The sequence below is a fragment of the Okeania hirsuta genome (assembly GCF_003838195.1).
In the GTDB taxonomy this organism is placed as follows: Bacteria; Cyanobacteriota; Cyanobacteriia; order Cyanobacteriales; family Microcoleaceae; genus Okeania; species Okeania hirsuta.
On record NZ_RCBY01000137.1, the window covers coordinates 1 to 21,336 of the forward strand.

Annotated in this window: 18 protein-coding genes and 1 pseudogene; 12 read left to right on the forward strand and 7 right to left on the reverse strand. The window is 34.2% G+C overall.

Going from position 1 to position 21,336, the window contains the following annotated elements; all coding sequences use genetic code 11:
- Positions 1-177: 177 nt before the first annotated feature.
- The gene (locus D5R40_RS20545) at positions 178-2,382 is read right to left on the reverse strand and encodes an ATP-binding protein (RefSeq protein ID WP_240038962.1); all 2,205 of its coding nucleotides are present in this window, start codon (positions 2,380-2,382) and stop codon (positions 178-180) included.
- Positions 2,383-3,040: 658 nt separating this feature from the next.
- Between D5R40_RS20545 and D5R40_RS20550 the strand changes: the two genes are divergently transcribed.
- Entirely contained in the window at positions 3,041-3,256 is a 216-nt protein-coding gene (locus D5R40_RS20550; protein WP_124145143.1) for a hypothetical protein, read from the forward strand.
- 782 nt (positions 3,257-4,038) lie between these two features.
- Here D5R40_RS20550 and D5R40_RS37085 read toward each other — a convergent pair.
- Positions 4,039-4,209: a hypothetical protein gene (locus tag D5R40_RS37085; protein ID WP_192901129.1), complete on the reverse strand. Its 171-nt coding sequence runs from the start codon at positions 4,207-4,209 to the stop codon at positions 4,039-4,041.
- Positions 4,210-4,330: 121 nt separating this feature from the next.
- Here D5R40_RS37085 and D5R40_RS20555 point away from each other — a divergent pair, with 121 nt between their 5' ends.
- The gene (locus D5R40_RS20555; protein ID WP_124155128.1) at positions 4,331-4,594 is read left to right on the forward strand and encodes a hypothetical protein; all 264 of its coding nucleotides are present in this window, start codon (positions 4,331-4,333) and stop codon (positions 4,592-4,594) included.
- 354 nt (positions 4,595-4,948) lie between these two features.
- Complete coding sequence (locus D5R40_RS20560) at positions 4,949-5,500, forward strand: DUF2854 domain-containing protein (RefSeq protein WP_124145145.1); 552 nt, start codon at positions 4,949-4,951, stop codon at positions 5,498-5,500.
- A gap of 1,547 nt (positions 5,501-7,047) precedes the next feature.
- Here D5R40_RS20560 and D5R40_RS20565 read toward each other — a convergent pair.
- Positions 7,048-7,305: a CRR7 family NDH-1 assembly protein gene (locus D5R40_RS20565; protein WP_124145146.1), complete on the reverse strand. Its 258-nt coding sequence runs from the start codon at positions 7,303-7,305 to the stop codon at positions 7,048-7,050.
- Positions 7,306-7,646: 341 nt separating this feature from the next.
- On the opposite strand from D5R40_RS20565, the pseudogene sir reads away from it, so the two are divergent.
- The 3 genes and pseudogenes from sir to D5R40_RS20580 form a co-directional block, all read left to right on the forward strand.
- Positions 7,647-9,431, forward strand: a pseudogene (sir, locus tag D5R40_RS20570) (sulfite reductase, ferredoxin dependent); the annotation flags it as partial.
- A gap of 1,296 nt (positions 9,432-10,727) precedes the next feature.
- Positions 10,728-11,486: a 16S rRNA (uracil(1498)-N(3))-methyltransferase gene (locus D5R40_RS20575; RefSeq protein WP_124145162.1), complete on the forward strand. Its 759-nt coding sequence runs from the start codon at positions 10,728-10,730 to the stop codon at positions 11,484-11,486.
- A gap of 1,207 nt (positions 11,487-12,693) precedes the next feature.
- Positions 12,694-13,803: a tetratricopeptide repeat protein gene (locus tag D5R40_RS20580; protein ID WP_124145148.1), complete on the forward strand. Its 1,110-nt coding sequence runs from the start codon at positions 12,694-12,696 to the stop codon at positions 13,801-13,803.
- A 72-nt stretch (positions 13,804-13,875) separates the two neighbouring features.
- Here D5R40_RS20580 and D5R40_RS20585 read toward each other — a convergent pair whose 3' ends face one another.
- Positions 13,876-14,325, reverse strand: a complete 450-nt coding sequence (locus D5R40_RS20585; RefSeq protein WP_124145149.1) for a hypothetical protein — start codon at positions 14,323-14,325, stop codon at positions 13,876-13,878.
- 470 nt (positions 14,326-14,795) lie between these two features.
- Between D5R40_RS20585 and D5R40_RS20590 the strand changes: the two genes are divergently transcribed.
- Positions 14,796-15,425: an esterase/lipase family protein gene (locus D5R40_RS20590; protein WP_124145150.1), complete on the forward strand. Its 630-nt coding sequence runs from the start codon at positions 14,796-14,798 to the stop codon at positions 15,423-15,425.
- Between the two features lie 102 nt (positions 15,426-15,527).
- Here D5R40_RS20590 and D5R40_RS42085 read toward each other — a convergent pair whose 3' ends face one another.
- Together D5R40_RS42085 and D5R40_RS42090 are read right to left on the reverse strand one after the other, a co-directional pair.
- On the reverse strand, positions 15,528-15,740 hold the full coding sequence (locus tag D5R40_RS42085; RefSeq protein ID WP_338043187.1) for a hypothetical protein: 213 nt from the start codon (positions 15,738-15,740) through the stop codon (positions 15,528-15,530).
- A gap of 3 nt (positions 15,741-15,743) precedes the next feature.
- Positions 15,744-15,947: a hypothetical protein gene (locus D5R40_RS42090; protein ID WP_338043188.1), complete on the reverse strand. Its 204-nt coding sequence runs from the start codon at positions 15,945-15,947 to the stop codon at positions 15,744-15,746.
- Positions 15,948-16,340: 393 nt separating this feature from the next.
- Here D5R40_RS42090 and D5R40_RS37900 point away from each other — a divergent pair, with 393 nt between their 5' ends.
- Positions 16,341-16,517, forward strand: a complete 177-nt coding sequence (locus D5R40_RS37900) for a hypothetical protein (RefSeq protein ID WP_205127377.1) — start codon at positions 16,341-16,343, stop codon at positions 16,515-16,517.
- A gap of 76 nt (positions 16,518-16,593) precedes the next feature.
- On the forward strand, positions 16,594-16,941 hold the full coding sequence (locus D5R40_RS20605; RefSeq protein WP_275670381.1) for an IS200/IS605 family accessory protein TnpB-related protein: 348 nt from the start codon (positions 16,594-16,596) through the stop codon (positions 16,939-16,941).
- Positions 16,942-17,206: 265 nt separating this feature from the next.
- On the opposite strand, the gene D5R40_RS20610 is transcribed toward D5R40_RS20605, so the two are convergent.
- On the reverse strand, positions 17,207-17,644 hold the full coding sequence (locus D5R40_RS20610) for a VOC family protein (protein WP_124145151.1): 438 nt from the start codon (positions 17,642-17,644) through the stop codon (positions 17,207-17,209).
- 317 nt (positions 17,645-17,961) lie between these two features.
- Between D5R40_RS20610 and D5R40_RS20615 the strand changes: the two genes are divergently transcribed.
- From D5R40_RS20615 to D5R40_RS20625, 3 genes are all read left to right on the forward strand, one after another.
- Positions 17,962-18,786 (forward strand): TIGR00297 family protein, encoded by an 825-nt coding sequence (locus D5R40_RS20615; protein ID WP_124145152.1) that lies wholly within the window; start codon positions 17,962-17,964, stop codon positions 18,784-18,786.
- A gap of 389 nt (positions 18,787-19,175) precedes the next feature.
- On the forward strand, positions 19,176-19,940 hold the full coding sequence (locus D5R40_RS20620) for a peptidylprolyl isomerase (RefSeq protein ID WP_124145153.1): 765 nt from the start codon (positions 19,176-19,178) through the stop codon (positions 19,938-19,940).
- 528 nt (positions 19,941-20,468) lie between these two features.
- Positions 20,469-21,242: a class I SAM-dependent methyltransferase gene (locus D5R40_RS20625; protein WP_124145154.1), complete on the forward strand. Its 774-nt coding sequence runs from the start codon at positions 20,469-20,471 to the stop codon at positions 21,240-21,242.
- The last annotated feature ends 94 nt before the right edge of the window (positions 21,243-21,336 follow it).

Consider the following 21,336-nt stretch of genomic DNA (forward strand, 5'->3'; position numbering starts at 1 on the left):
CCCACCCTGTGGAGGAGTGGGGAAACCAGCACCCCCTTACCAACCCCCTTATGGTTGTTAGGCTGTGTGAAAACGGCTTTCTGTCAGCCTTTGTATTTCAAGAAAAGATCCGGTTAGGGGTTCTATAATTCCCCGTTCTTCCTGTCTCCTGTCTCCTACCCCTACTAAAAGACTTTTTCAGCCAACCCTACTTAGTAAAGATTTAACAGTAGCAATCATCTTTTCAATATTCAAAGGCTTACTAAGATAAGCTGATGCACCAGCATTAATACATAATTCTCGATCGCCACTCATTGCCATAGCAGTTACAGCAACCACTGGTACAGACTGCCATGTGGGATGAGCTTTTATTCTTCTAATTAACTCTAACCCATCAACTTCTGGCAACTGAATATCCATCAAAATTAAATTAGGTAAATTTGGAGGAGTAACTAGATAAGAATTAATTGTATTCAACATAGTTTTACCATCACTAATCAACTCAACAGTATAGCCCTCCAACTCCAATACTTCAGAAATTAAAAGTTGGTTATAAGGTTGATCTTCAACAATTAAAATCCTAGCAAATTTTTCAGGTTCTAGTTCTTTTTCTTCAATATTTTCAACAAATACTTGAGAACTTTCTTCAGATTCCAAATTAACAATTAACTCCTGGCGCATCTCCGTTAATGGCAACCAAACACGAAAAACACTACCTTTACTAACCTGAGAACTTAAAGAAACAGTACCCCCATGTAATTCAGCCAATTTTTTTGTCAAAACCAAACCCAAACCCGTACCTTCATGTCTCCTAGATAAAGAAGAATCAACCTGCTGAAAAGGACTAAATAAAAATTTCCACCTATCTTCAGGAATACCAATTCCAGAATCTTTTACCTCTAAACATAAATAAGGAGTGCTACAATTAATCGGAGAACAATCAGGTCGATAATCACCTTGAATTTGACTACCATAAGCTAAACGTCCGCTAAGTTTAACTTGCCCTCCCTCTGGTGTAAACTTAACAGAATTAGACAATAAATTAATAATTATTTGTCTTACACGACGTTGGTCTAGAAAAACTTTAGATAAACGATAATCTAATTCTAGAGATAAAGCTAACCTTTTTTTATCAGCTCGTGGCTGAATCATTTTCAAACAGTCAGTACAAAGTTCGTGAATATTTACTGACTCTAAATTTAGCTCTGTTTTTCCAGCTTCAATTTTGGATAAATCAAGAATATCATTAATTAACTGTAGTAAATGCTGACCACTTTTTTGTATTAGTCGAACTTGATGAAGTTGGCGATCGCTTAACTGCCCAGATGTTTGTCGCTGTAGTAAATCAGAAAACCCTAAAATACTATTAAGTGGAGTTCTCAACTCATGGGACATAGAAGCTAGAAACTCTGACTTTAACTGAGAAGAACGCTCTAATTCCTCATTAATTTGCCGTAGATGTTCTTGAGACTGTGCCCTTTCTATGGCCACTCCTAGAGTGCCACAAGCTGCAAATAACATATCTTTTTGAGGAGCTTCTTGTAGTTTTTGCAGATTACGAGATTCTAGAGTTAAAACACCAATAATTGTCCCATCTGTGGCAGGAATGGGAAAAATTCCTAATTGACCAATAGCGGGATTACAAAATCCTGGTATAGCTTGAGGGTGAGAAGCATAATCTTCAACATACATAGGTTTACCACTTTCAACTACTTGCCACAAAAGTCCTTGGCCATAAGGAATGCCCTGTTTCAATAAACCTTCCATTTCCATTACTGCAGGTTCACCATAAGTAGCAATAAATTGAGAAGTCATTTGATTAGATATTGGCCCTGCTTGGCGATCTTCTCCTTCTCCGCTAATAACTTTGACATCTCCAAAAGCAGCATTCATTACCTCTACTAAATAATTCAGAGCAAATTGGGCAATTTCTCTTAAGCTGTCTGAGTATTGCAGTCGTTCGTTGAGACCCAAGAGAAATCTTAATCTCCTCAATTCAGCATTAAGGGTATTTTGGGACTTTTGATAGACAGTCATATCTCGAAAAGTGAACAGATGTCCCCCATCTGATGTGAGAGTGCAGTCCACATTAAGAAAAATATGGTTAGCTTGTTCTATATCTAGGAATAGACTTTCTGTTTCTGTGTTGAGTAGACAGTCTTTGAGCTGTTGACATTGTTTTGTTGACCAATAACCTTGAGCAACTATTTCGGCAAATATAGTATCACAATGAGGCTTTAGAGCAAGCCACTCTGGCAATAATCCCCAAATTTCAGCAAGTTTTTGATTAAATAAAATTAAGTGATGAGATTTATTAAATAGGGCAATAGCATTATCTATTTGGTTAAGGATAAGTTCTTGCTCTTCCTTTAACCTCTGTAAATCTATTTCAAAATTCTCCATTTTTATGACTTATTATTTTTTCCATTCTTAATTAGACAAACAGGCAAGTTTAAGTTTCTTTACATAAATTTACAAAATCTTCTACTATTGAAGAGTGATAGCAATTAGATTGTGTGTGTGATCTTCAGCACACTCAAATAATTTTGTCGATCTATTACTGAAATAAACGAAATAAATATTAATAATATATAAGTAGAGAAAGTTTGATTAAATACTCATTTGTACTAAGTAGATAGACACGAAAAATCATCAGTATGTAATCAAAAGTCAAGTCTTTCAAAAACTTTTCCCCTTCTACATTCTGACTCCTGCCCTTCGTCTGATTATAATGATAAATTTTAATGCCGACCTACTTAACGCTAATCAACTTGTTAGTATTTTGTTGAAAAATTATTTTAAATAAGTAGGTGAGCATAAATAAACGTAATATTAGAGGGCGGATTTTTAGAACTTGATCGTGCTTAAGTCAAAGCTTTCGGTTAAACTCGCCCCTACAATTTTTTTAACGTTTAATTAGACATACCTACTTATAACTATTAAATAAAATACAAAACTAACTTGTCGCTGCCATGACCACTAACATCAAATTTCAACCTTTAACTTTACTGTTAAAATACTATACAAATACTGAGAAATTTACAAAACCAAAATAGTACTTATGGATAGCCAAGACCTTGCCAAATATATAGAAACAACTAACAGCATTTCTAAGCCTTGGCTATTGATACAACTTCGGATTCAAAAATTGAAAGAGCGTCGTGTAGAACTTTCTCCTGAAGAATATACTAAAAAATTAGCTGATATTCATCAAGATTTAATGAATTTAGGAGAGTGGTGGGTTGGTATTGAAGATGAAGTTTTTGGTGTAAAATAATGAAAAATTATCAGCTATTTTGCATTTAAACCATATATTCAATGATCAAGTAGGGACAAATAGCCATTCGTCCCTACTGCCCAAATTAATTAGTAACATTATTTTTCCAAATTGGTATTAGATTGTGTGAAAATATCTGCCAAAAAGGAAAGAATATATCTGAAAACAAGGTTGAAGAAGAAAGAAGTGGATGGAGACTCAAACTCCAACCAATTGTAAAAACCTTGTAGACAGCGGGGTATTAAACCCAAAAGAAAAGGATAAGAGTTTCCGACTTTTGATATGGTTTTTTGATTTTTTATAGATGATTTAGGATTGCTATATATCCGGTTTACCGAATAATTAATAATTAATAATTAATAATTAATAATTCGCGCCTTGAAGCCTCCCCTTTTAAGGGGAAAAAAACGGTCGTTAGCGCAGCTTCCCGAAGGGTGGGATGGTGAGGTCTCCTCGCCATCCCTCGACCAAGAAAAGAAATAATATTTCCTTATATTCAATCAAGAGCGGTTTTAACCAGAGGTAATTATCAATTATCAATTATCCATTATCCATTAATGAAATAGATTATTCATGGAGATAAGCAACAGCCAATCTGGAAAAAGTTATAACTCTAATTTAGTAAACCGGATTTTGTATTACATACTAACTTTCAAAGTGAACTATAAATCTGCTGCTGTATTTTCTAAGCATAAAAATCAGGCAAATTTAAACTATTTTTCTTAACTTCATTGTTTGTCAATCTATCTTTAACCAATGAATTGAAGAATACTAATTTTCTCTCAATCTGGAAAAGTTCGCTTTAATTCATCAATCAAGTCATCAATCTCTTCTAGAGCTTGATTAATATCAATTCTGAGTGTACCCAAATCTGGTTTTTCTAGCAGTTTAACTAGAGATTCTCGCTTGCTCTCAATATTAGCCACTCTTGCTTTGATTATCTGTGAGTCCATTTTAAATTCCTGATATACTCTTGTTAATACGATATTTTAGTTTAACTCAATAGTTAGATCTATAAATCTCAACAATCTCTGGTTATTGAAAATAAATTATCATAGATACTAGATACTAAAAATGTCTAATTTAGATCCAGAAAAGGAAGCTAAGACAGTTGATAAAGCAATGTTAAAGCAAATTGATTCCCTCAAAAAAGAGGATGAAAGATTGTACAATATTTTAGCAATAGATGTTTGGGCACTAGCAAAAACAATGGATGAATTTCAGCCTGGATTTTGGGCAGCTTTTATGAAAAATAGAGATAAAGCTTTGAAAAATTTTATGGCTGATACAGTTAAAAATAAACAAAAAAATGATCGTAGTCCACCTTTTCTTCATTAATATATACTGAAGAGTATCTAGGCAAAGTCAGATAATTGACTTAGTATTTAATACATCTCCATACCCCTGAATTTTTAACTCTTTCAAGTATATTTTTGGAGACATCAATCAATAAGTAAATATAGATTGAAACTTAAATCATTTATTCAATATTGAAAATTACTAGAATATACCTCTATTCCTTGTTTGGTGTTCCCGACTTTAAAAGAAGTATAAAATAACTAAAATAATAGTTGACCTCGAAGTCATAATGAGGGTAAGATACACTTAGCAATACTAAAATTCTAGTTACAGAATTTATAAAAGCAAGAAACTGACTATCTATATATTATAATATTTTCTCTTTTTAAAGATATGCTAGGTAAAACTTCATTAGCAACAGTAGGATTAATTGTAGGTGGAATTATTTCTGTGATTGGAACAGCAGCTTACTTTACCAATCATCCCACACTTAATTTAGCAGGATTCTTCTACGGAATCCCGCTGCTTCTAGGAGGACTTGCTCTCAAAGCTGCTGAACTTGAACCAGTAACTTTTACACAACCAACTACCAAAGAAATTGTAACTCTCAGAGAAAAACAAGCTACTCCCATCCAAAATCAATTACGCAAAGATGTGACTCGGTATAGATATGGCCAAAAAGTACATTTGGAAGAATCTCTTAATCTCTTAGGTTTAAGTCCCACAGATGAAGAAACACCAATACTTAAGGGATTAAGGGAAGTAGATATTAATGATAATTATGCCTTAGTGCTGGAATTTTCTTCTCCGTCAATTCCGTTAGATACTTGGCTTCAGAAACAAGATAAACTATCAAGTTTTTTTGGACCAAATATTAAAGCAGAGGTAAATCAACCTACAGAAGGAAAGATTGACTTAGTTCTGATCACTACTCCAGAAGTATAAAATTATCAGGTAGTGGTACATAGTAATGGTAGAAGAAGATAGGGAGATGGGTCGATGGGTCGATGAGTCGATGGGGAGTGGAAAAAACTGTGAGTAGGAAAGAAACCGAAATATATCCTTTCTCTTGGTCAATGGGATATGGCGAGGAGACCCGAAGAGTTACAGAGTTGCTCCGCTTTATATGTTGCGGAGCAAAACGCCATCCCTCAACCGCTTTCTTTTAATTGGATCTGAGGTAATCACAGCTAATATAATTAGGTAATTTGTCCCCAGTTAAATCAATACTATTGGTACTTACACATTTTCTGGCAAAAAAATACCTGAGAGTCGTCTGCATAAGGGAACTACGTCAATGGCCTAAAAATGCCTGGAACCCGTGCTTGTGAAGGAATTATACCTTTTTGACGTAAAACTCTCTACCTGTATATATTTGAGACTATTTTATAGCTCTATTTTGTGTAAGTCCCACTATTACGGTTGCAGGACTGCCAATTGTTATAGCGGTTTTCACAAAGGTAGACTACAGACAAAATATAAGTATGTTTTAAGTTTAATAAGTTACAGACCTAACAGCTATATTCTATGTTAATGAAAACCGCTATAAATATATAATCTTTAATACTTAATCAAAAATAAATTGATATTTTGTAGAAAATATTAACTTTATTTTCTGGTGTAGAAGTATTTTCAAAAAGTAATCTTTTAGATAGTTGCATCGGCAAGTTGATGAAGAAAATATTCTTTTAAAAGTCGTCAAAAGTAGCAAAATTAATCAGCTTGCATAAAACTCACAAATAAAGACCTGCTTTTGAATCAATTAACAGTGAACGGGTTGATAATTGGTTAGTTAAATAGTTATTAGGCAAAAGTTTTCAGTTATTAGCAAGTAGTTCAGCATTGAAACTGTATCTCTCAAATTTTAGCTAAAAGAAGTCATATCCTTATACCCGATACTTCCTATCCTAATCCACCTCAAACACTTAAGATTAAATCTGTTAATTAGCAAAAAAATGGTCTATTGGAGTTGGAAACTTATAACTATTAACTTTTAAATAAATAGTGGGAGTCAATTACAAACTGGTTAAAAACATTAACTGATAACTGATAAAACTTTGTTCCGCATACCCGATACTTCCTATCCTAATCCACCTCAAACACTTAAGATTAAATCTGTTAATTAGCAAAAAAATGGTCTATTGGAGTTGGAAACTTATAACTATTAACTTTTAAATAAATAGTGGGAGTCAATTACAAACTGGTTAAAAACATTAACTGATAACTGATAAAACTTTGTTCCGCTACACGAAAGAGAAAATGTTATTGAAAAAATTCCCTTAGAGCTGATTTGTCAACTTAGCTGTTTGCCCAGCATCTCCGTTGGAAAAGTCTTATACTACCTAGCTTTTAATAATTTGGGATTTACTGGATAAAAACTCGCCAAGCCTAAATATAGCAAGGAATTTAGCCTCTTAATATTTACTTGATAAATCAGCTCTTAGCTGGGGGGTGGATATATTAGAAATGAATAAAAATCTTATGGTAGAAACTTACTTTTCCAAACGCACCACATACCATTGTATAAAATTACCATTGCTTAATTCATATTCACAATAGGTATCTCTTAGTTGTTGAGCTTGAGCATCTAGGGAAGATAACTTTTGTAAATCTCTAGGTAAATCATGTTGTTTTTGAGCTAGAATAAGCCGCAATTTTTCTAGTATTTCTAAACCTGTCATCAACTGCTCAGGTTTATTTGGTTCTAAGACGACGTAGTTTTCTTCTTGGTACATAAGTGAATTAGGCATTTTTAGAACGAAAATAGTTGAGTGTGACTAATACTGAAAATTCTATAATCAAGAAAAATCAAATACCGTATGTTTTCAAGGCGAAAAAAATATAAGTGACACAAGGAATCATTATAAGGTTGACAAAATACGGTTATATGAGAGTATAATAAAAGACTAATGAGTTACTTGTAAATTAATGGTAAATTATTATAAATGCTAAAAATAAAAAGATTAGTAAAAATAAACATATAGTGAATTATAAATAAATAAAATTAAGGAAACTACATTCCTAATTATAAGATTAAAGGAATATTTAATACGGTAACTCTACTTAAATATTAGCTATTAGCAACTTTAAAATGATAACTCCATCTCAAAATTTAGTACAAAAAGAGCAAAAACCTTCTAAGGTAGAAGGTATAAAAGAAAATAGCAATTTCTTGCGGGAACCCCTAGCAACTCAACTGCTAGAAGATACAACGCACTTTACTGAAGAAGCTATTCAAATACTCAAATTTCATGGTTCTTACCAACAAGATAACCGGGATAATAGAGCGAAAGGGCAAGAAAAAGATTATCAAATGATGCTTCGCACTAGAAATCCAGGTGGCTTTATTCCGCCACAACTTTTTCTCACCTTAAATCGTTTATCTAATGAATATGGTAATGATACACTTCGTGTAACAACCAGACAAGGTTTTCAGTTGCATGGCATCTTAAAGAAAAATCTGAAAACGGTTATATCATCCATAATAAAAAGTATGGGATCGACTCTAGGAGCTTGTGGGGATCTTAATAGAAATGTAATGTCTCCTCCAGCTCCATATAAAAACCGTCGCGAATATGAATATGCAAAAGAATATGCGAATAAAATAGCAGATTTATTAACACCACAGACAGGTGCATATTATGAGATTTGGCTAGACGGGGAAAAAGTAATTAGTGCAGAAGAACATCCTGAAGTAAAAGCTGCTAGACAACTTAATAGTAATGGCACAATATTCACCAATAGTGAAGAACCTATTTACGGTACTCACTATATGCCGAGAAAATTTAAGTGTGCTGTAACCGTACCAGGAGATAACTCCGTAGACCTATACACTCAAGATGTTAGCCTCGTTGTAATTACCAATGAAGCAGGAGAACTAGAAGGGTTTAATGTTTTAGCAGGGGGTGGTCTAGGTAGAACTCATCGAAAAGAAGAAACCTTCCCTTGTTTGGCCCAAGAGATTGGGTATGTGGCCAAGGAAGATATTTATGAATTAATCAAGGCTATAGTCGCAACTCAGAGAGATTATGGCGATCGCAGCAACCGTCGCCATGCCAGAATGAAATACTTACTCCATGACTGGGGATTAGAAAAATTTAAGGCCAAGTTAGAAGAATACTTTGGTAAATCCATTGCCCCCTTTAAACCTTTACCAGAATGGAAATATTTGGACTTTCTGGGATGGCATCAACAAGGAGATGGCAAGCTATTTTTAGGAATTTCTGTAGAAAATGGTCGTGTTAAAGATGAAGAATCATTTCAGCTAAAAACAGCACTGCGGAAAATTGTTGAGTTGTTTCAACTACCTATGTTGTTAACACCGAATCACAACATAATTCTCTATGAAATTCAACCACAGCAGCAACAAGCAATAGAACAAATTCTGGCTCAACATGGTGTCAGGAAAGAAAAAGATATTGACCCCTTAGTACGCTACAGCATGGCCTGTCCAGCTTTGCCAACTTGTGGACTAGCAATTGTCGAATCAGAAAGGGCCTTACCTGGTATACTGGGACAAATTCGGTTATTGTTGGACAAGGTGGGACTAGAACAGGAGCATCCTGTGATTAGAATGACAGGATGTCCCAATGGTTGTGCTAGACCCTATATGGCCGAATTAGGATTTGTCGGTAGTGCTCCTGATGCTTATCAGATTTGGTTAGGGGGTTCACCCAATCAAACACGACTGGCAAAAACTTATGTTGACAAATTACATATCAATAATCTGGAAGCTGAGTTGGAATTGATATTTATCTATTTCAAACAACAACGCCAACCAGATGAGAGTTTCGGCGATTTCTGCAATCGTGTTGGTATTGAAGCCATCCGTCAGTTCGTAACCAACTATCAATCTAGTTTCTCAATGAATACAGATATTAACAATTCAATGTTGACCTCAACCAACTCTGAAAATAATACTCCAGTAGTTACTAATGTTACTGAAGCAACTCCAGAAACTAAACCTCAAGAAGAAGGGGTAACTACAAATCAAGAAAATAATCAGGAAACGAATCTGATTAATAATCCAGTAAATTCACCCGTTAATTTTGATAGTACTCCGCCAGTAACTACATCAACAGTAAGTGAAACCCAGTCAGTAAATACTTCTGTATCTGGCGAAGTGGCAAATACTACTACAACACCATTTCCTGCTGTGGGTGAAGAAGCTAGTCAATCCACCCCTTCTAGTTTTGGTCAAGAGGTTAGTCAACCCACCCCTTCTAATTTTTCTCCAGAAACTGGTCAACCAACCGCTTCTAGTTTTGGTCAAGAGGTTAGTCAATCCACTCCTTCTAATTTTTCTCCAGAAGCTGGTCAACCACCCTCTTCTAATTTTTCTCCAGAAGCTGGTCAACCACCCTCTTCTAATTTTTCTCCAGAAGCTGTTCAACCAACCCCTTCTAGTTTTGGTCAAGAGGTTAGTCAATCCACTCCTTCTAATTTTTCTCCAGAAGCTGGTCAAACAGCTCTTCCAGAGAAGCCAAAAGATACCAGTAAAATGCGACATCGGGTTAGCGTTAGAGATGAAATCTATACCAAACTAAAAGAAGAGTCAAAGCGTCAGGGTAAACCAGTAGTTCAATTAGCAACTGAAGCAATTGCAGAATACCTGGAGAAAATTAGGAATAACGAAAGCTTATCTGCTGCTGATGAAACTAATTTTAAGCAAGAATAGTTAATAGATTATTTCACTCCAAGAAATTGAAAAGTTGTGGGAGATAAGGGGTAGTAATTGTCCTCTAATTCAAAATTCGAGGTAGATTAAAAACCCCTCCCACCTAAAGAGTTTTTCAGTATTTCTAGGCTGAAAATTATGATGTGCTAGTGAATCTGAAATATCAATTTCAATTAGCTGTAATGAATTTACTACCCAGTCACATAACTTGATCGTAGGTTAAAAATATGATGTGGTAGTGAATCTGAAATATCAATTTCAATTAGCTGTAATAAATTTACTACCCAGTCACATAACTCGATAGTTAGAACTATCCAAAAATACCGATTTTGGCACAGTAGCATCAGGGTTTCAGAACTTTTAGACATCTCCAATAATCAAAAATCAAATTAATTATTGTACATAAATCATTAATTATTTCCGCCTACTCCTTCTTTTATGGAGATGTCTAATTTAAGAATAACCAAGTTTGAACAATTAAATTTTTTTCTAGATATGGCTAATTTGCAAAGATTAGCGATCGCCCCCCACCAAATTGAACGACAGAAAGTATATCTAAATCCTGAACAACAGCATTACTTAGGTCGAGTGTTGCGACTAGGGGAAGGAGACCAATTTATTGTAATGGATGGTCAAGGTAATTCTTGGTTAGCGAAACTTCAAACAGAAACCTCTAAAAAAAGTACAATCAATGCAATTTTAGAGAAAGAAATTTTTATTCAAAATGAACTACCCATAGACCTGATTCTAATTTCTGCCTTACCCAAAGGAAATAATTTTGATGAAATTGTTAGGCAAAGTACAGAATTAGGAGTTACTCATATTTTGCCAGTTATAAGTTCTAGAACTTTACTAAAACCTAGTCCGCAAAAGTTGCAAAGGTGGCAAAAAATTGCCCGTGAAGCTGCTGAACAATCAGAGCGTCAAATAGTTCCAATAATCAGAGAAACTATGGAATATTCGGCAGCTTTATCATTATTCGATGGTCAAACTTTATCTAATTATTACAAATATATATGTGTCGCTCGTAATAACTACTCTTCTTTACTTGAGAATTTATTAGATAATCAACTGCCAAAATCAATAGTAATAATTACAGGTCCGGAAGGAGGTTGGACTAATGTGGAAATAGAAGCAGCGATCGCCACAGGTTTTCAAGCAGTTTCTTTGGGTAAACGTATTCTCAGAGCAGTTACAGCTCCTTTAGTTGCATTGTCTCTAGTTGCTGCTGTATTAGAGAAAAGAAAAGTATAAAAGTAGGTTTTGCTTACCCATGCTCCGCTGAATACTAGCGCGATAGAACTCCGTTCCGCTACGCGATAACTACGTTTAGCTGCGCTATCGTACCACCACTTACTAATTCGGGCTTGCTGATTAAACCTGAAAGTACTGACTGATATTGGCTTTAGCCTTTTTGGGTTGGAAAAAGTACCAGCTTTTAAGTGGAAAAAGCTCAAAAAGCAAGTATTTTGGGATAAGGGGGGCAGGAAAATCTCTCGAACAATTATTCATCCTACTTTCTCTGTCTTCCCACCCTCCCCACACTTCCCACACTTTGCTTTTTTCAACAAACCCTAATTCTCTACTTCATTTTAATAAGCACCTACGCAGAGCGAATTACTTACCTCAAAAATACACGAAAATTTCTTCATAAGCAACCACCCTGTATTTCTTGCATATCAACACTTTTAATAAATGGCCAAAACAGAGGCGATCGCAGCCAAATTACCCCTATTTTTCCCCTAGATAGCTCATTTAAACTTTTTTGGGAAAATTAAGTTTAAATTTCAAATATATTTGACAATATTTTATAAATTTAATTTATACCTATATTTTTTCAGCAATTATTAAACCTTAAAAAGCTTACAGATAAAGCTTTTCAGAAGAGAAAACAGGAAGTATATTTTCTATAGATGTTTAATTATGACTATTGTCTATGTCATAATGGCAATGATAGTATCTTAATTAAGAAAGTAAAGTAGAAAGTAGAAAGATTAGAATAGATTTGGAAAAAGTACCTTTTGATAACTAACTAGGGTTTGCGTATGGAAAATCTTTTTGCTGTTTGTAGGGAGTAGGAAGTAGGAAGTAGGGAGTAGTTAGAACGTAGAATAAATGGAAATTACAGAGTCAGTGGCCAACACAGTAGTAAGAGTGATTTTTCGGCTTTTGCTTCGGTGAAAATCTTCACTTTTTTAACAATCCCTTGCTGAAAAGCTCATACTTTTTCAAGACATAAATTGCCTAAAACCAATATCAATGAATGCTTTGATATTTAATCAGCAAGCCATAACTAGGTTTGGTATAACCTCTAATTTAAAACTTTCAAAATAAAAGTTTCATTTATAATTTCCAAATTGCAGAGGTACTGATAACTGATAACTGATAACTGATAACTGAAATGACCTGCTCTTTTCTTTTTCCGAGATATTTTCTAGCAGCTTAAATAGGACTATTATATATGAAAGAAATAAAAGAAGTTGCTACTTTCCTAGAACAAAAAAACTATCAACAGGCAGGAAAATTACTAAAACAATTACAAAAAGAATATCCTCAAAATCTATGGGTGCAACTTTATATTGGGCGATGGTATGAAAAAATAAATAAATTAGAATCAGCAGAAAAATTCTATAGAAAATTGCTGAAAGATGCAACAAATCCACAAGTAGTTGCGCAAGCACGTCAAGGTTTACAAAGAATAGAAACTATAGAGAAAAAACGCCAGCAACAAGCGATCGCCACTGCTAAATCTGACCCCAAAAATACCGAACCAGGATTACTTATTATTGAAGCTATTAGTAAAGAAAATCAACAGGAAGCTGCTAAAAATCTAGCTAGAATTATGAAAATTGATCCTTATACAGCTAGAATGCAATTACAAAGTAGAGGTTGGCGAATTTATCGTCTTGGAGCTATTGGGGAACTAAAAATTTATGGTGAAGAAATGATCAAAGCAGGCATTCCTGTATTTTGGGCAAAAATATCAGATATTGAGAAGATAAATATATTTAGAGTTCAATATTTTCAATCTATTTCTTCTTCTGAGGCAAGTATTGTTTGTCTAAATGAACAGGATAAAATGGGAAGTTTAAATTTTCAGTGGTCGGAAGTAGTAAACAAAGTTGAGGGATTATTACCTATATTTATGAATGCTATGGATTACGATCCTAGACGACGTTCCGAAAAAATCCGTCATAAACAAATGACTCAAGATTATGCCAATATATTAGATTTACATCTTCCTAATCGCCGTAGTATTATCAGATTTTGTGACCAAAATTATCAATATCAAAAAGGAATTACTCCTAAGGTTAAGACTCAAGAGGAATCCCGATTAACACTACAAACTACTAATAGAAGTAAATGGAATGACTTAGTAAATATGATTAATCCAAAATTAGCTAAAGTAACAACTTGGTCTGATTTTACTTCTTTTGGAGAAGCCGCAAGTCGAGATTACACTCAACTATTAAGTCGCCTCAAATATTACATTGATATATCGCGTAAAATAGAAACAATGTGGGACCCAGCTTTTCATTTATATAGTACCTTAGTATTCTTAAAAAATTAGGGGCTTAACATAGCAAATATAAAGTTAAAAGCTAAATTTTTACCCCTTTATTTTTAAGTTCTTTATCGAATATTATCTTGGCAGATTTAAATCCTTAGCCATACCACGAAACATACCCATGCTAGGACCAGGGCGACGACGTTTTGCTGTAGGTTTTGGCATTAAAAAGTTAGGAGCAAATAATACTAACTCTTCTGGTTCCTGGGAAACTTTAACATTAGTTACAGGAGGTTGTGGTGTTGCGACTGTAGGAGTGCCATTTTCAGCTTCAGCTTTTTTAGCATTTTTTTTAGCCTCAGAAAGTTTGGCTTTAGCAATTTTTGGAATTTCAGGACTAGCAGGTTTAGTTTCTTTTTTTGTAGTAGGTTCTGGCGCTGCTACACTCCCTTGAGTAGATTCTTCCTTGGATTCATTAGTGCCTTGATCGTCCTTAAATTCTAATAAATAATCAGACTTCTTTCCCAGCAGATTTCCCAGGATACCAAATACCCCGGCGAACAATCCTCCGATAAAAGCTAACATTATCTTTATCTCCTAAATGATTTTCTGTAAACAATTTTACAGTTAAATTCCTGATATGTTTAAATTAAAAGCAAGCGTAAGTTTTGTCTATATTTATTTATAAAACTTTACATTAACCAGAAGAGGTAGATCGTAAAATTGGCAATTGGAGAAAATCAGAAGCAAAAAAATTTGTAATTGTTTATATATATCTCATAATTAGGGAATAGGGAATAGGGAATAGGGAACAGTTTTTTCTTGCGGAATCCGTCAGGAAACTGGATTGAAAAATTTCTTAACCAATTCTTGTAGTGCTATAGCAGTCGAAAGAAAGGGTGCGGACATATCAAAAGCTTAAAACTCAGACAAAACAATATTTCTCCTTCTTCTTTCTTCTGCTAGATCAGTCAAAAGATTGTCCTACTCAACAAAAGAATAGCGATCGCTCCACTCTAGAATTTAGAATAAGATCAGCACGATAAATCAGGAATATGAAAAGTTTAAATAAACCTAATCCGGTATTATTAGTCCATGGAATTTTTGACACCATGAGAATATTCGATAAAATGTCTCGATACCTAAAAAAATTAGGATGGGAAGTATATTCTCTGAACTTAGTTCCTAATTACGGTATTTTAGGTTTAGATAAATTAGCCGAACAAGTAGCGAATTATGTAGATAAAATATTTCCTCCTAACCAACCCTTTGATTTAATAGGTTTTAGTATGGGAGGAATAGTCAGTCGTTATTATGTTCAAAGATTAGGTGGTATAGAGAGAGTAGAACGTTTTATTACTATTTCTTCTCCACACAACGGCACATTAACAGGCTATGCTTTAAATTTAGCAGCACCGACTCAGATGCGTCCTAAAAGTGCTTTTCTGGAAGATTTAAACCAGGATATTGCTTTATTAGAGCAGATAAATTTCACCTCTATTTGGACTCCTTATGATGCGATGATTTTGCCTGCTAGAAGTTCTCAAATACCAGTGGGTAAAGACATCAAAATAAATGTTTTACTTCATGCTTGGATGGTATCAGATGAAAAAGTTTTGAAACTAATTGTTGAGGAATTAAAAGTAGATCCAAAGTCAAAACTAAATCTCAATTTTATCCGTTAATTTTAGTCCCAAGGAATTGCTGAAAAGATATATTTGCTGATTCACTATATTTCGAGAGAAAAAGCAAGCGATCGCTCCAAATAATTTGTATATTTCTTATTTTTATTCTTGGTCTAGATTTATTCCTATTTGACATAATTTTTCTGCTAATCTCTCAGCACGTTGATATTCTTGTTGAGCAAGTTCTTCACCAGTCAATAATAAATTACCTTGATTATACCTCCCATGGCAAATTCCTAACTCAATACCTAACTGTGGAATAGAAAAATGACTCCGTTCATTAGCCTCTACAAATTCATAATCATTAGAAGTCAAACTTTATAATTCTACAGCAGATTTTTTAACTTTATAAATGCCGTAAAATGGAATTCTAATCCTTTGTTCATAAACCCAAAACTTACCTGTTTTTTTATGCTCTTGAAAATCCGATATTACTGGTGGAGTTTTGTCTCTTTCTTCAGTACCATCTCCAGAAACAAATTCTAATACAATGATAGGGCAAATATATTTTTGCCAAAGCACATAAGACCGTCGTAATTCTCCATTTAGTAAGGGTGGAACATGAAGAGTTAGGAGGGATTAAAATCCCCTTCTTTACACTTTAGAAAATAATCTTGCTGACTGCTGAGTGCTAACCGCTTTCTTAAAGTCTCCTTCTCCACTTAGAAGTAATTATTCATTAGCAAGAAATTATTAATCCAAGTAAAACTGGAATTTATCTAAAAACTTTAGTACCTACTTCACAAATTAAACAGGTTCGTTTAGTCCCTAAACTTAACCATTATGTAATAGAAGTGATTTATGAAGCGACTGAAAAATAATACGAGCTAGAAAAAAAACGTTGTGCCAGTATTGATATAGGATTAAACAATTTAGCTAAATTAACTTTTAATCAAGCCGGAATCAAACCCAAGAGTGATAAATGGCAGACCGTTAAAATCTATAAATCAATACTATAATAAAGTTCAAAGCTTCCTACAATCTCAACTACAGGAAAATAAATCAAGTAAGAGGCTGAAAAAGCTTTGCATTGAAGAAGGAGACAGGAGACAGGAGACAGGAGACAGAAGGAAAATTACATGGGGATTCTAACCCCAAGTAATTTTGAACACCCCCGTTGACGGTGGGGTATTAAACCCACAAAGAAAATGATAAAAGAGAATTCAAAATTAATGATTATCTTCATAAATCATTTCGTTTGGTTATTAATACCCTGATTAATCAGAAAATACGAACATTAATAATAGGGCACAATGAAAACTGGAAACAGAAGATAAATTTAGGTAAAAGAAATAATCAAAATTTTATATTTGTTCCCTATAACAGGTTAATCGAAATGTTATCTTATCAAGCCAAGATTGTAGAGATAAATATAATTATTACAGAAGAATCTTATACGTCAAAAGCAAGTTTTATGGATAATGATTTGATTCCAGTTTACAACAAAGGTCAGAAAAATTATGTCATCTTCTCAGGTAAAAGAGTAAAAAGAGGAATGCAATTGCACCACCAGTAAAGGATTAATTAATGCTGATTTTAATGGTTCTTTGAACATTATGAGAAAAGCAGCTCCCTTTTGTCTTTGACTATGGGATAGAGAAGCCAGTGCGTTGGGCGGGTTCCCCGACTTGAAGCAACTGGCGTGGTGTTGTAGTTCACCCAGTTAGGGTAACACCTGCAAAATAAAGATATGTCATATTTGACTATATTTTTATGAACTATTAGATAAGTTAGATAAGTCTATTTTTGATAACTTTTCCACATCTAACAACTAGACTAATTTAAACTGCTACAGCATCGCCAACTTTTTGATGTTCATTGCAGCCAAAAATTGCTTCTGAATGACAATAATATTTGAACTCTAGCAAATTATGAAACGGGTCTTCCAAGAAAAAAGTACGATGCTCCAAAGGAGAATTTGTAAACCGTCGCTTAGGTTGCTGATAAAATTTAAAATTATTTTTTTCGGCACGTTCCAATAAAGCTTCCCAGTCACTTTCTAGAGTAAAAACTAAACCAAAATGTCTCGGATAAATTCCTTTTTGCGGTTCTAAAGTGTCTTTAGCAACATGAGCAACTATTTGATGACCGTAAAGATTTAAAATCACAGAATTTGGAGATTCTCGACCAACTTCACAACCCAAACCATCAGCATAAAATTTTTTTGTTTGAGCAATATCATTAACGGGAAAAGCTAAATGAAAAATAACTTGATTCATACTTAATTCCTAGTAATTGATCGATAGATTTTTGACTAAAAACATCCGATAAAATTTAAACAAAAAGGAAGAATCAACATTCCGTTGTGGATTTGAGTTTCTTCAATAAGTTGGGGATGTTTGACCGATAAATTGTGGGTATGCGCCTCCCCTTTTAAGGGGATAAAAAAAGAGAATATTCCTGATGTCAACCCTCCTGATTGCAGAGGTACTGATAACTGATAACTGAGAACTGAAATGACCCTTACTTTTTTTCCATACTCTTCTTTCTTCCTTCCAGTTAAAATTAGAATAGATGTTTCCAATGAGTAGATACTATGTTTTCTGCAATTAATTCTATAAATCCTTGGCTAATAGCTATCAGCTTAAATACTATCTTACTCAGTCTCGTTTATTTTGCCCCTAAAAAATTGTTAACCCCAGCAGGAATACTTCATGCTTGGATATTAGGAGTAATAATTTGGGGTAGTTTGGGTTGGCCTGGATATCTAGTGGTGGCCTTTTATTTTTTAGTAGGCTCCGGTGTTACCCGCATTGGAATGGCCCAAAAACAGGCGGCCGGAATTGCAGAAAAGCGAGAAGGAGCTAGAGGGCCAGAAAATGTTTGGGGTTCAGCTCTGACTGCTGCTATCTGTGCTGTGGGAGTTTGGATCATTGGTCTGTTATACCCGAATCATCCTCCCATAGAAAATTTACCATTTTTACTAATGTTGGGTTATGTAGCTAGTTTTAGCACTAAGCTTTCTGATACTTGTGCTAGTGAAGTAGGAAAAGCTTATGGTAAGCGGACTTTTTTAATTACAACTCTACAACCAGTACCACGGGGAACCGAGGGTGCTGTGAGTTTAGAAGGGACTTTAGCTGGTATCGTAGCTTCCGTGGCGATCGCTCTGGTTGGTTGGTCTGTAGGTTTAATTGACTTGACAGGAATAGCTTTTTGTGTATTAGCAGCCTTTATTGCTACTAATTTAGAAAGTGTGATTGGGGCAACTGTACAATCTCAGTTTGAATGGTTAACCAATGAAATAGTAAATATTATTAATACTTTAATCGGGGCGATCGCTGCAATTTTATTAGCCATAGTTTGGTACTATGCTCTAGTAAGCATTCAGCCGTCAGCTATCAGCTATCAGCAGTTTTAGATAAAAGCTTTACTAATTAAGTCAGAGTCAAGTATTACTACAAAAATTGGCTAAAACAGTCTATTGACAGTGAGCTAGCTGTTTGCGTAGTATTACGCAGGAAATGCTCATATGCTCTAACTTCAGTAATTTAACTAAAACGTATTATCTTTTGATGTTGGGTTTAATACCCCGCCGTCTACAGGGTGTGGACAATTACTTGGGGTTTGTAGACAGGAAGTGGTCGGTCGTTGACTATCCCCATCCACTTTTTCAGTCCTTCAGTCCTTCCTTCTTTCTTCTTCCTTCTTCCTTCTTCAAGAAGATTTAGTAAAGGCAGATTGAAAAAATGATTAGTTGAGATAGACTAAAATCTGGAGCAAGATTAGCTAAAGAATGGAATATTAAAAATGGAATCTAAACCACTATTAACTATAGGTGAAGAACAATTATCTTGGGGGCAAGGTTTAAGATATTTACAAGCATCTGGAAAATTACAATCTTTTGTCACAGAAATTGTCCGTCAATATGTGATAGAAAAAGAATTGCAATCTAGGGAAGATATTAATGTAAATCCGGCTGTTATTCAACAGGCTATGATTGATTTTAGATTGCAAAGAAAGCTGGAAGACCAAAAAAAATTTCAAGAATGGCTACAACAGAATCGAATTAACTATAATGCTTTAGAATCACAGATAGAAAATTCTTTTAAACTAAAGCAATTAAAAGACTCAGTTACTGTAGAGAAAATAGAAACATATTTTAATGAACGGAAAGCAGGTTTAGATTATGTAATTTTATCTAGAATTGTGGTGGGAGATAAAGAATTAGCAGATGCTTTGCGTCGAAAAATTGTGGAAGAAGGTAGCAGGTTTGAAGATTTAGCCAAGGAATATTCAGTGACAAATGATAAAAATTTTAATGGTATTATGGGTGCTGTTAGTTTAAGTAGTTTGCCAGAAGATTTGAGAAATAGTGTTAATACAGCTAATCCTGGAGAGATTTTAGGACCATTTCAGACTAATAAGTTTTGGAGTTTATTTAGGTTAGAGCAGTTACAAGGTGCCTCTTTAGATAATCCTGAAATTAGGAAAAAATTAGACGGTGAATTATTTGAGCGCTGGATATCAGAGAAACTTCAAGATAACAAGATTACTCTTCATGTAAATGATTAAATTAATACTATAAAGGGTGGGGAGTTTGGTTGAGGGAAGAGTAGGGAAGTTATATGGAACTTTCCTACAAAAATATTTGATTTATAACTAAGTATCCAAAAATGGGCGTTGGTGAAAAGAGGTTATGACATCTTGTCCGGATAAGAGCACAAACAAAAAACTTTCTCCCTCTACTACTCTTTGTTCTTCTTTCTTTCCTCCTGACTGGGTAATCCCCCTCCTCCTCCCAGGAGGGGCGAGGGGTGGGTTGACTCCTAGATAATTAATATTAGTAATACACGCGCTTCACCGACACCCAAAAATGATATTCTGATTGAAAATAAGAAGAGATTAAAATTTATTCATCATTTGCTGTCGACATCTCCCATAATCAAAAATAAAATCAATTATTGTACATAAATCATCAATTATTTTTCCCTACTCCCTACTCCCTCTTTTCTGAATATTTCTAGTAATGTTGTCGCATTAAATTATATAAGCTTTTCCAATACCTGAAAATACAGAACTTTTAGAGAAAATAGAAAAAACATGAGTAATGAATATAAATCCATTCACGAGTTTGATTTGAGATTAATCTACGAATATTTTTCGACAATGGAACGACAAGGACCAGGGAGTCCTGAAATAACTATTAAAGCTTTAAGCTTTATTGATAATCTGACAAATGAATCAAAAATTGTTGATATAGGTTGTGGTACCGGAGGTCAGACAATGGTAATAGCTAATAATACGTCAGGGAATATTACAGCTATCGATCTGTCTTCCATCTTTATAGATATATTCAATATTAATACTCAGAAATTGAATCTCCAGGATAGAGTTAATGGTATTCTAGGTTCAATGGATAACCTTCCTTTTCAGAATGAAGAATTAGATTTAATCTGGTCAGAAGGATCAATCTATAATATCGGATTTGAACGAGGTATAAATGAATGGCATAAATTTTTGAAGAAAGGAGCTTTCGTTGCCATTTCAGAAGCATCATGGTTCACTCAAGAACGACCTGTGGAAATAGATGAGTTTTGGAATCGTGAATATCCAGAAATAGATACTATTTCAAATAAAGTGACACAAATGGAAAAAGCTGGATATATTCCAATTGCTACTTTTGTGCTGCCTGAATATTGTTGGACTGAAAATTTTTATGCTCCACAAGTTTCTGCACAGGAAAAATTTTTGCAAAAAAATGTAGGTAATAAAACTGCCGAAGAATTTGTAGAAAATCAACGACATGAAGCTAAATTGTACAAGAAATATAAAGAGTTTTATGGTTATGTTTTCTATATAGGAAAAAAGATTTAAATAAAAATGAGATGACACAAAATCCATATCCCCCACTTGTTTTAGCTAGATCGCCGAGAAGCCTCACGCCATAATCTGTGATTTGGCGACCAGA

Excerpts from the sequence above, each read along its gene's own strand:
- D5R40_RS20550 (WP_124145143.1), top strand. The coding sequence starts at position 3,041 with ATGGATAGCCAAGACCTTGCCAAATATATAGAAACAACTAACAGCATT.
- D5R40_RS20610 (WP_124145151.1), bottom strand. The coding sequence starts at position 17,644 with ATGAATCAAGTTATTTTTCATTTAGCTTTTCCCGTTAATGATATTGCT.
- D5R40_RS20585 (WP_124145149.1), bottom strand. The coding sequence starts at position 14,325 with ATGTTAGCTTTTATCGGAGGATTGTTCGCCGGGGTATTTGGTATCCTG.
- D5R40_RS20560 (WP_124145145.1), top strand. The coding sequence starts at position 4,949 with ATGCTAGGTAAAACTTCATTAGCAACAGTAGGATTAATTGTAGGTGGA.
- D5R40_RS20620 (WP_124145153.1), top strand. The coding sequence starts at position 19,176 with ATGGAATCTAAACCACTATTAACTATAGGTGAAGAACAATTATCTTGG.
- D5R40_RS20590 (WP_124145150.1), top strand. The coding sequence starts at position 14,796 with ATGAAAAGTTTAAATAAACCTAATCCGGTATTATTAGTCCATGGAATT.
- D5R40_RS20625 (WP_124145154.1), top strand. The coding sequence starts at position 20,469 with ATGAGTAATGAATATAAATCCATTCACGAGTTTGATTTGAGATTAATC.
- D5R40_RS20545 (WP_240038962.1), bottom strand. The coding sequence starts at position 2,382 with ATGGAGAATTTTGAAATAGATTTACAGAGGTTAAAGGAAGAGCAAGAA.
- D5R40_RS20555 (WP_124155128.1), top strand. The coding sequence starts at position 4,331 with ATGTCTAATTTAGATCCAGAAAAGGAAGCTAAGACAGTTGATAAAGCA.
- D5R40_RS20580 (WP_124145148.1), top strand. The coding sequence starts at position 12,694 with ATGAAAGAAATAAAAGAAGTTGCTACTTTCCTAGAACAAAAAAACTAT.
- D5R40_RS20565 (WP_124145146.1), bottom strand. The coding sequence starts at position 7,305 with ATGCCTAATTCACTTATGTACCAAGAAGAAAACTACGTCGTCTTAGAA.
- D5R40_RS20615 (WP_124145152.1), top strand. The coding sequence starts at position 17,962 with ATGTTTTCTGCAATTAATTCTATAAATCCTTGGCTAATAGCTATCAGC.
- D5R40_RS37085 (WP_192901129.1), bottom strand. The coding sequence starts at position 4,209 with ATGGACTCACAGATAATCAAAGCAAGAGTGGCTAATATTGAGAGCAAG.
- D5R40_RS20575 (WP_124145162.1), top strand. The coding sequence starts at position 10,728 with ATGGCTAATTTGCAAAGATTAGCGATCGCCCCCCACCAAATTGAACGA.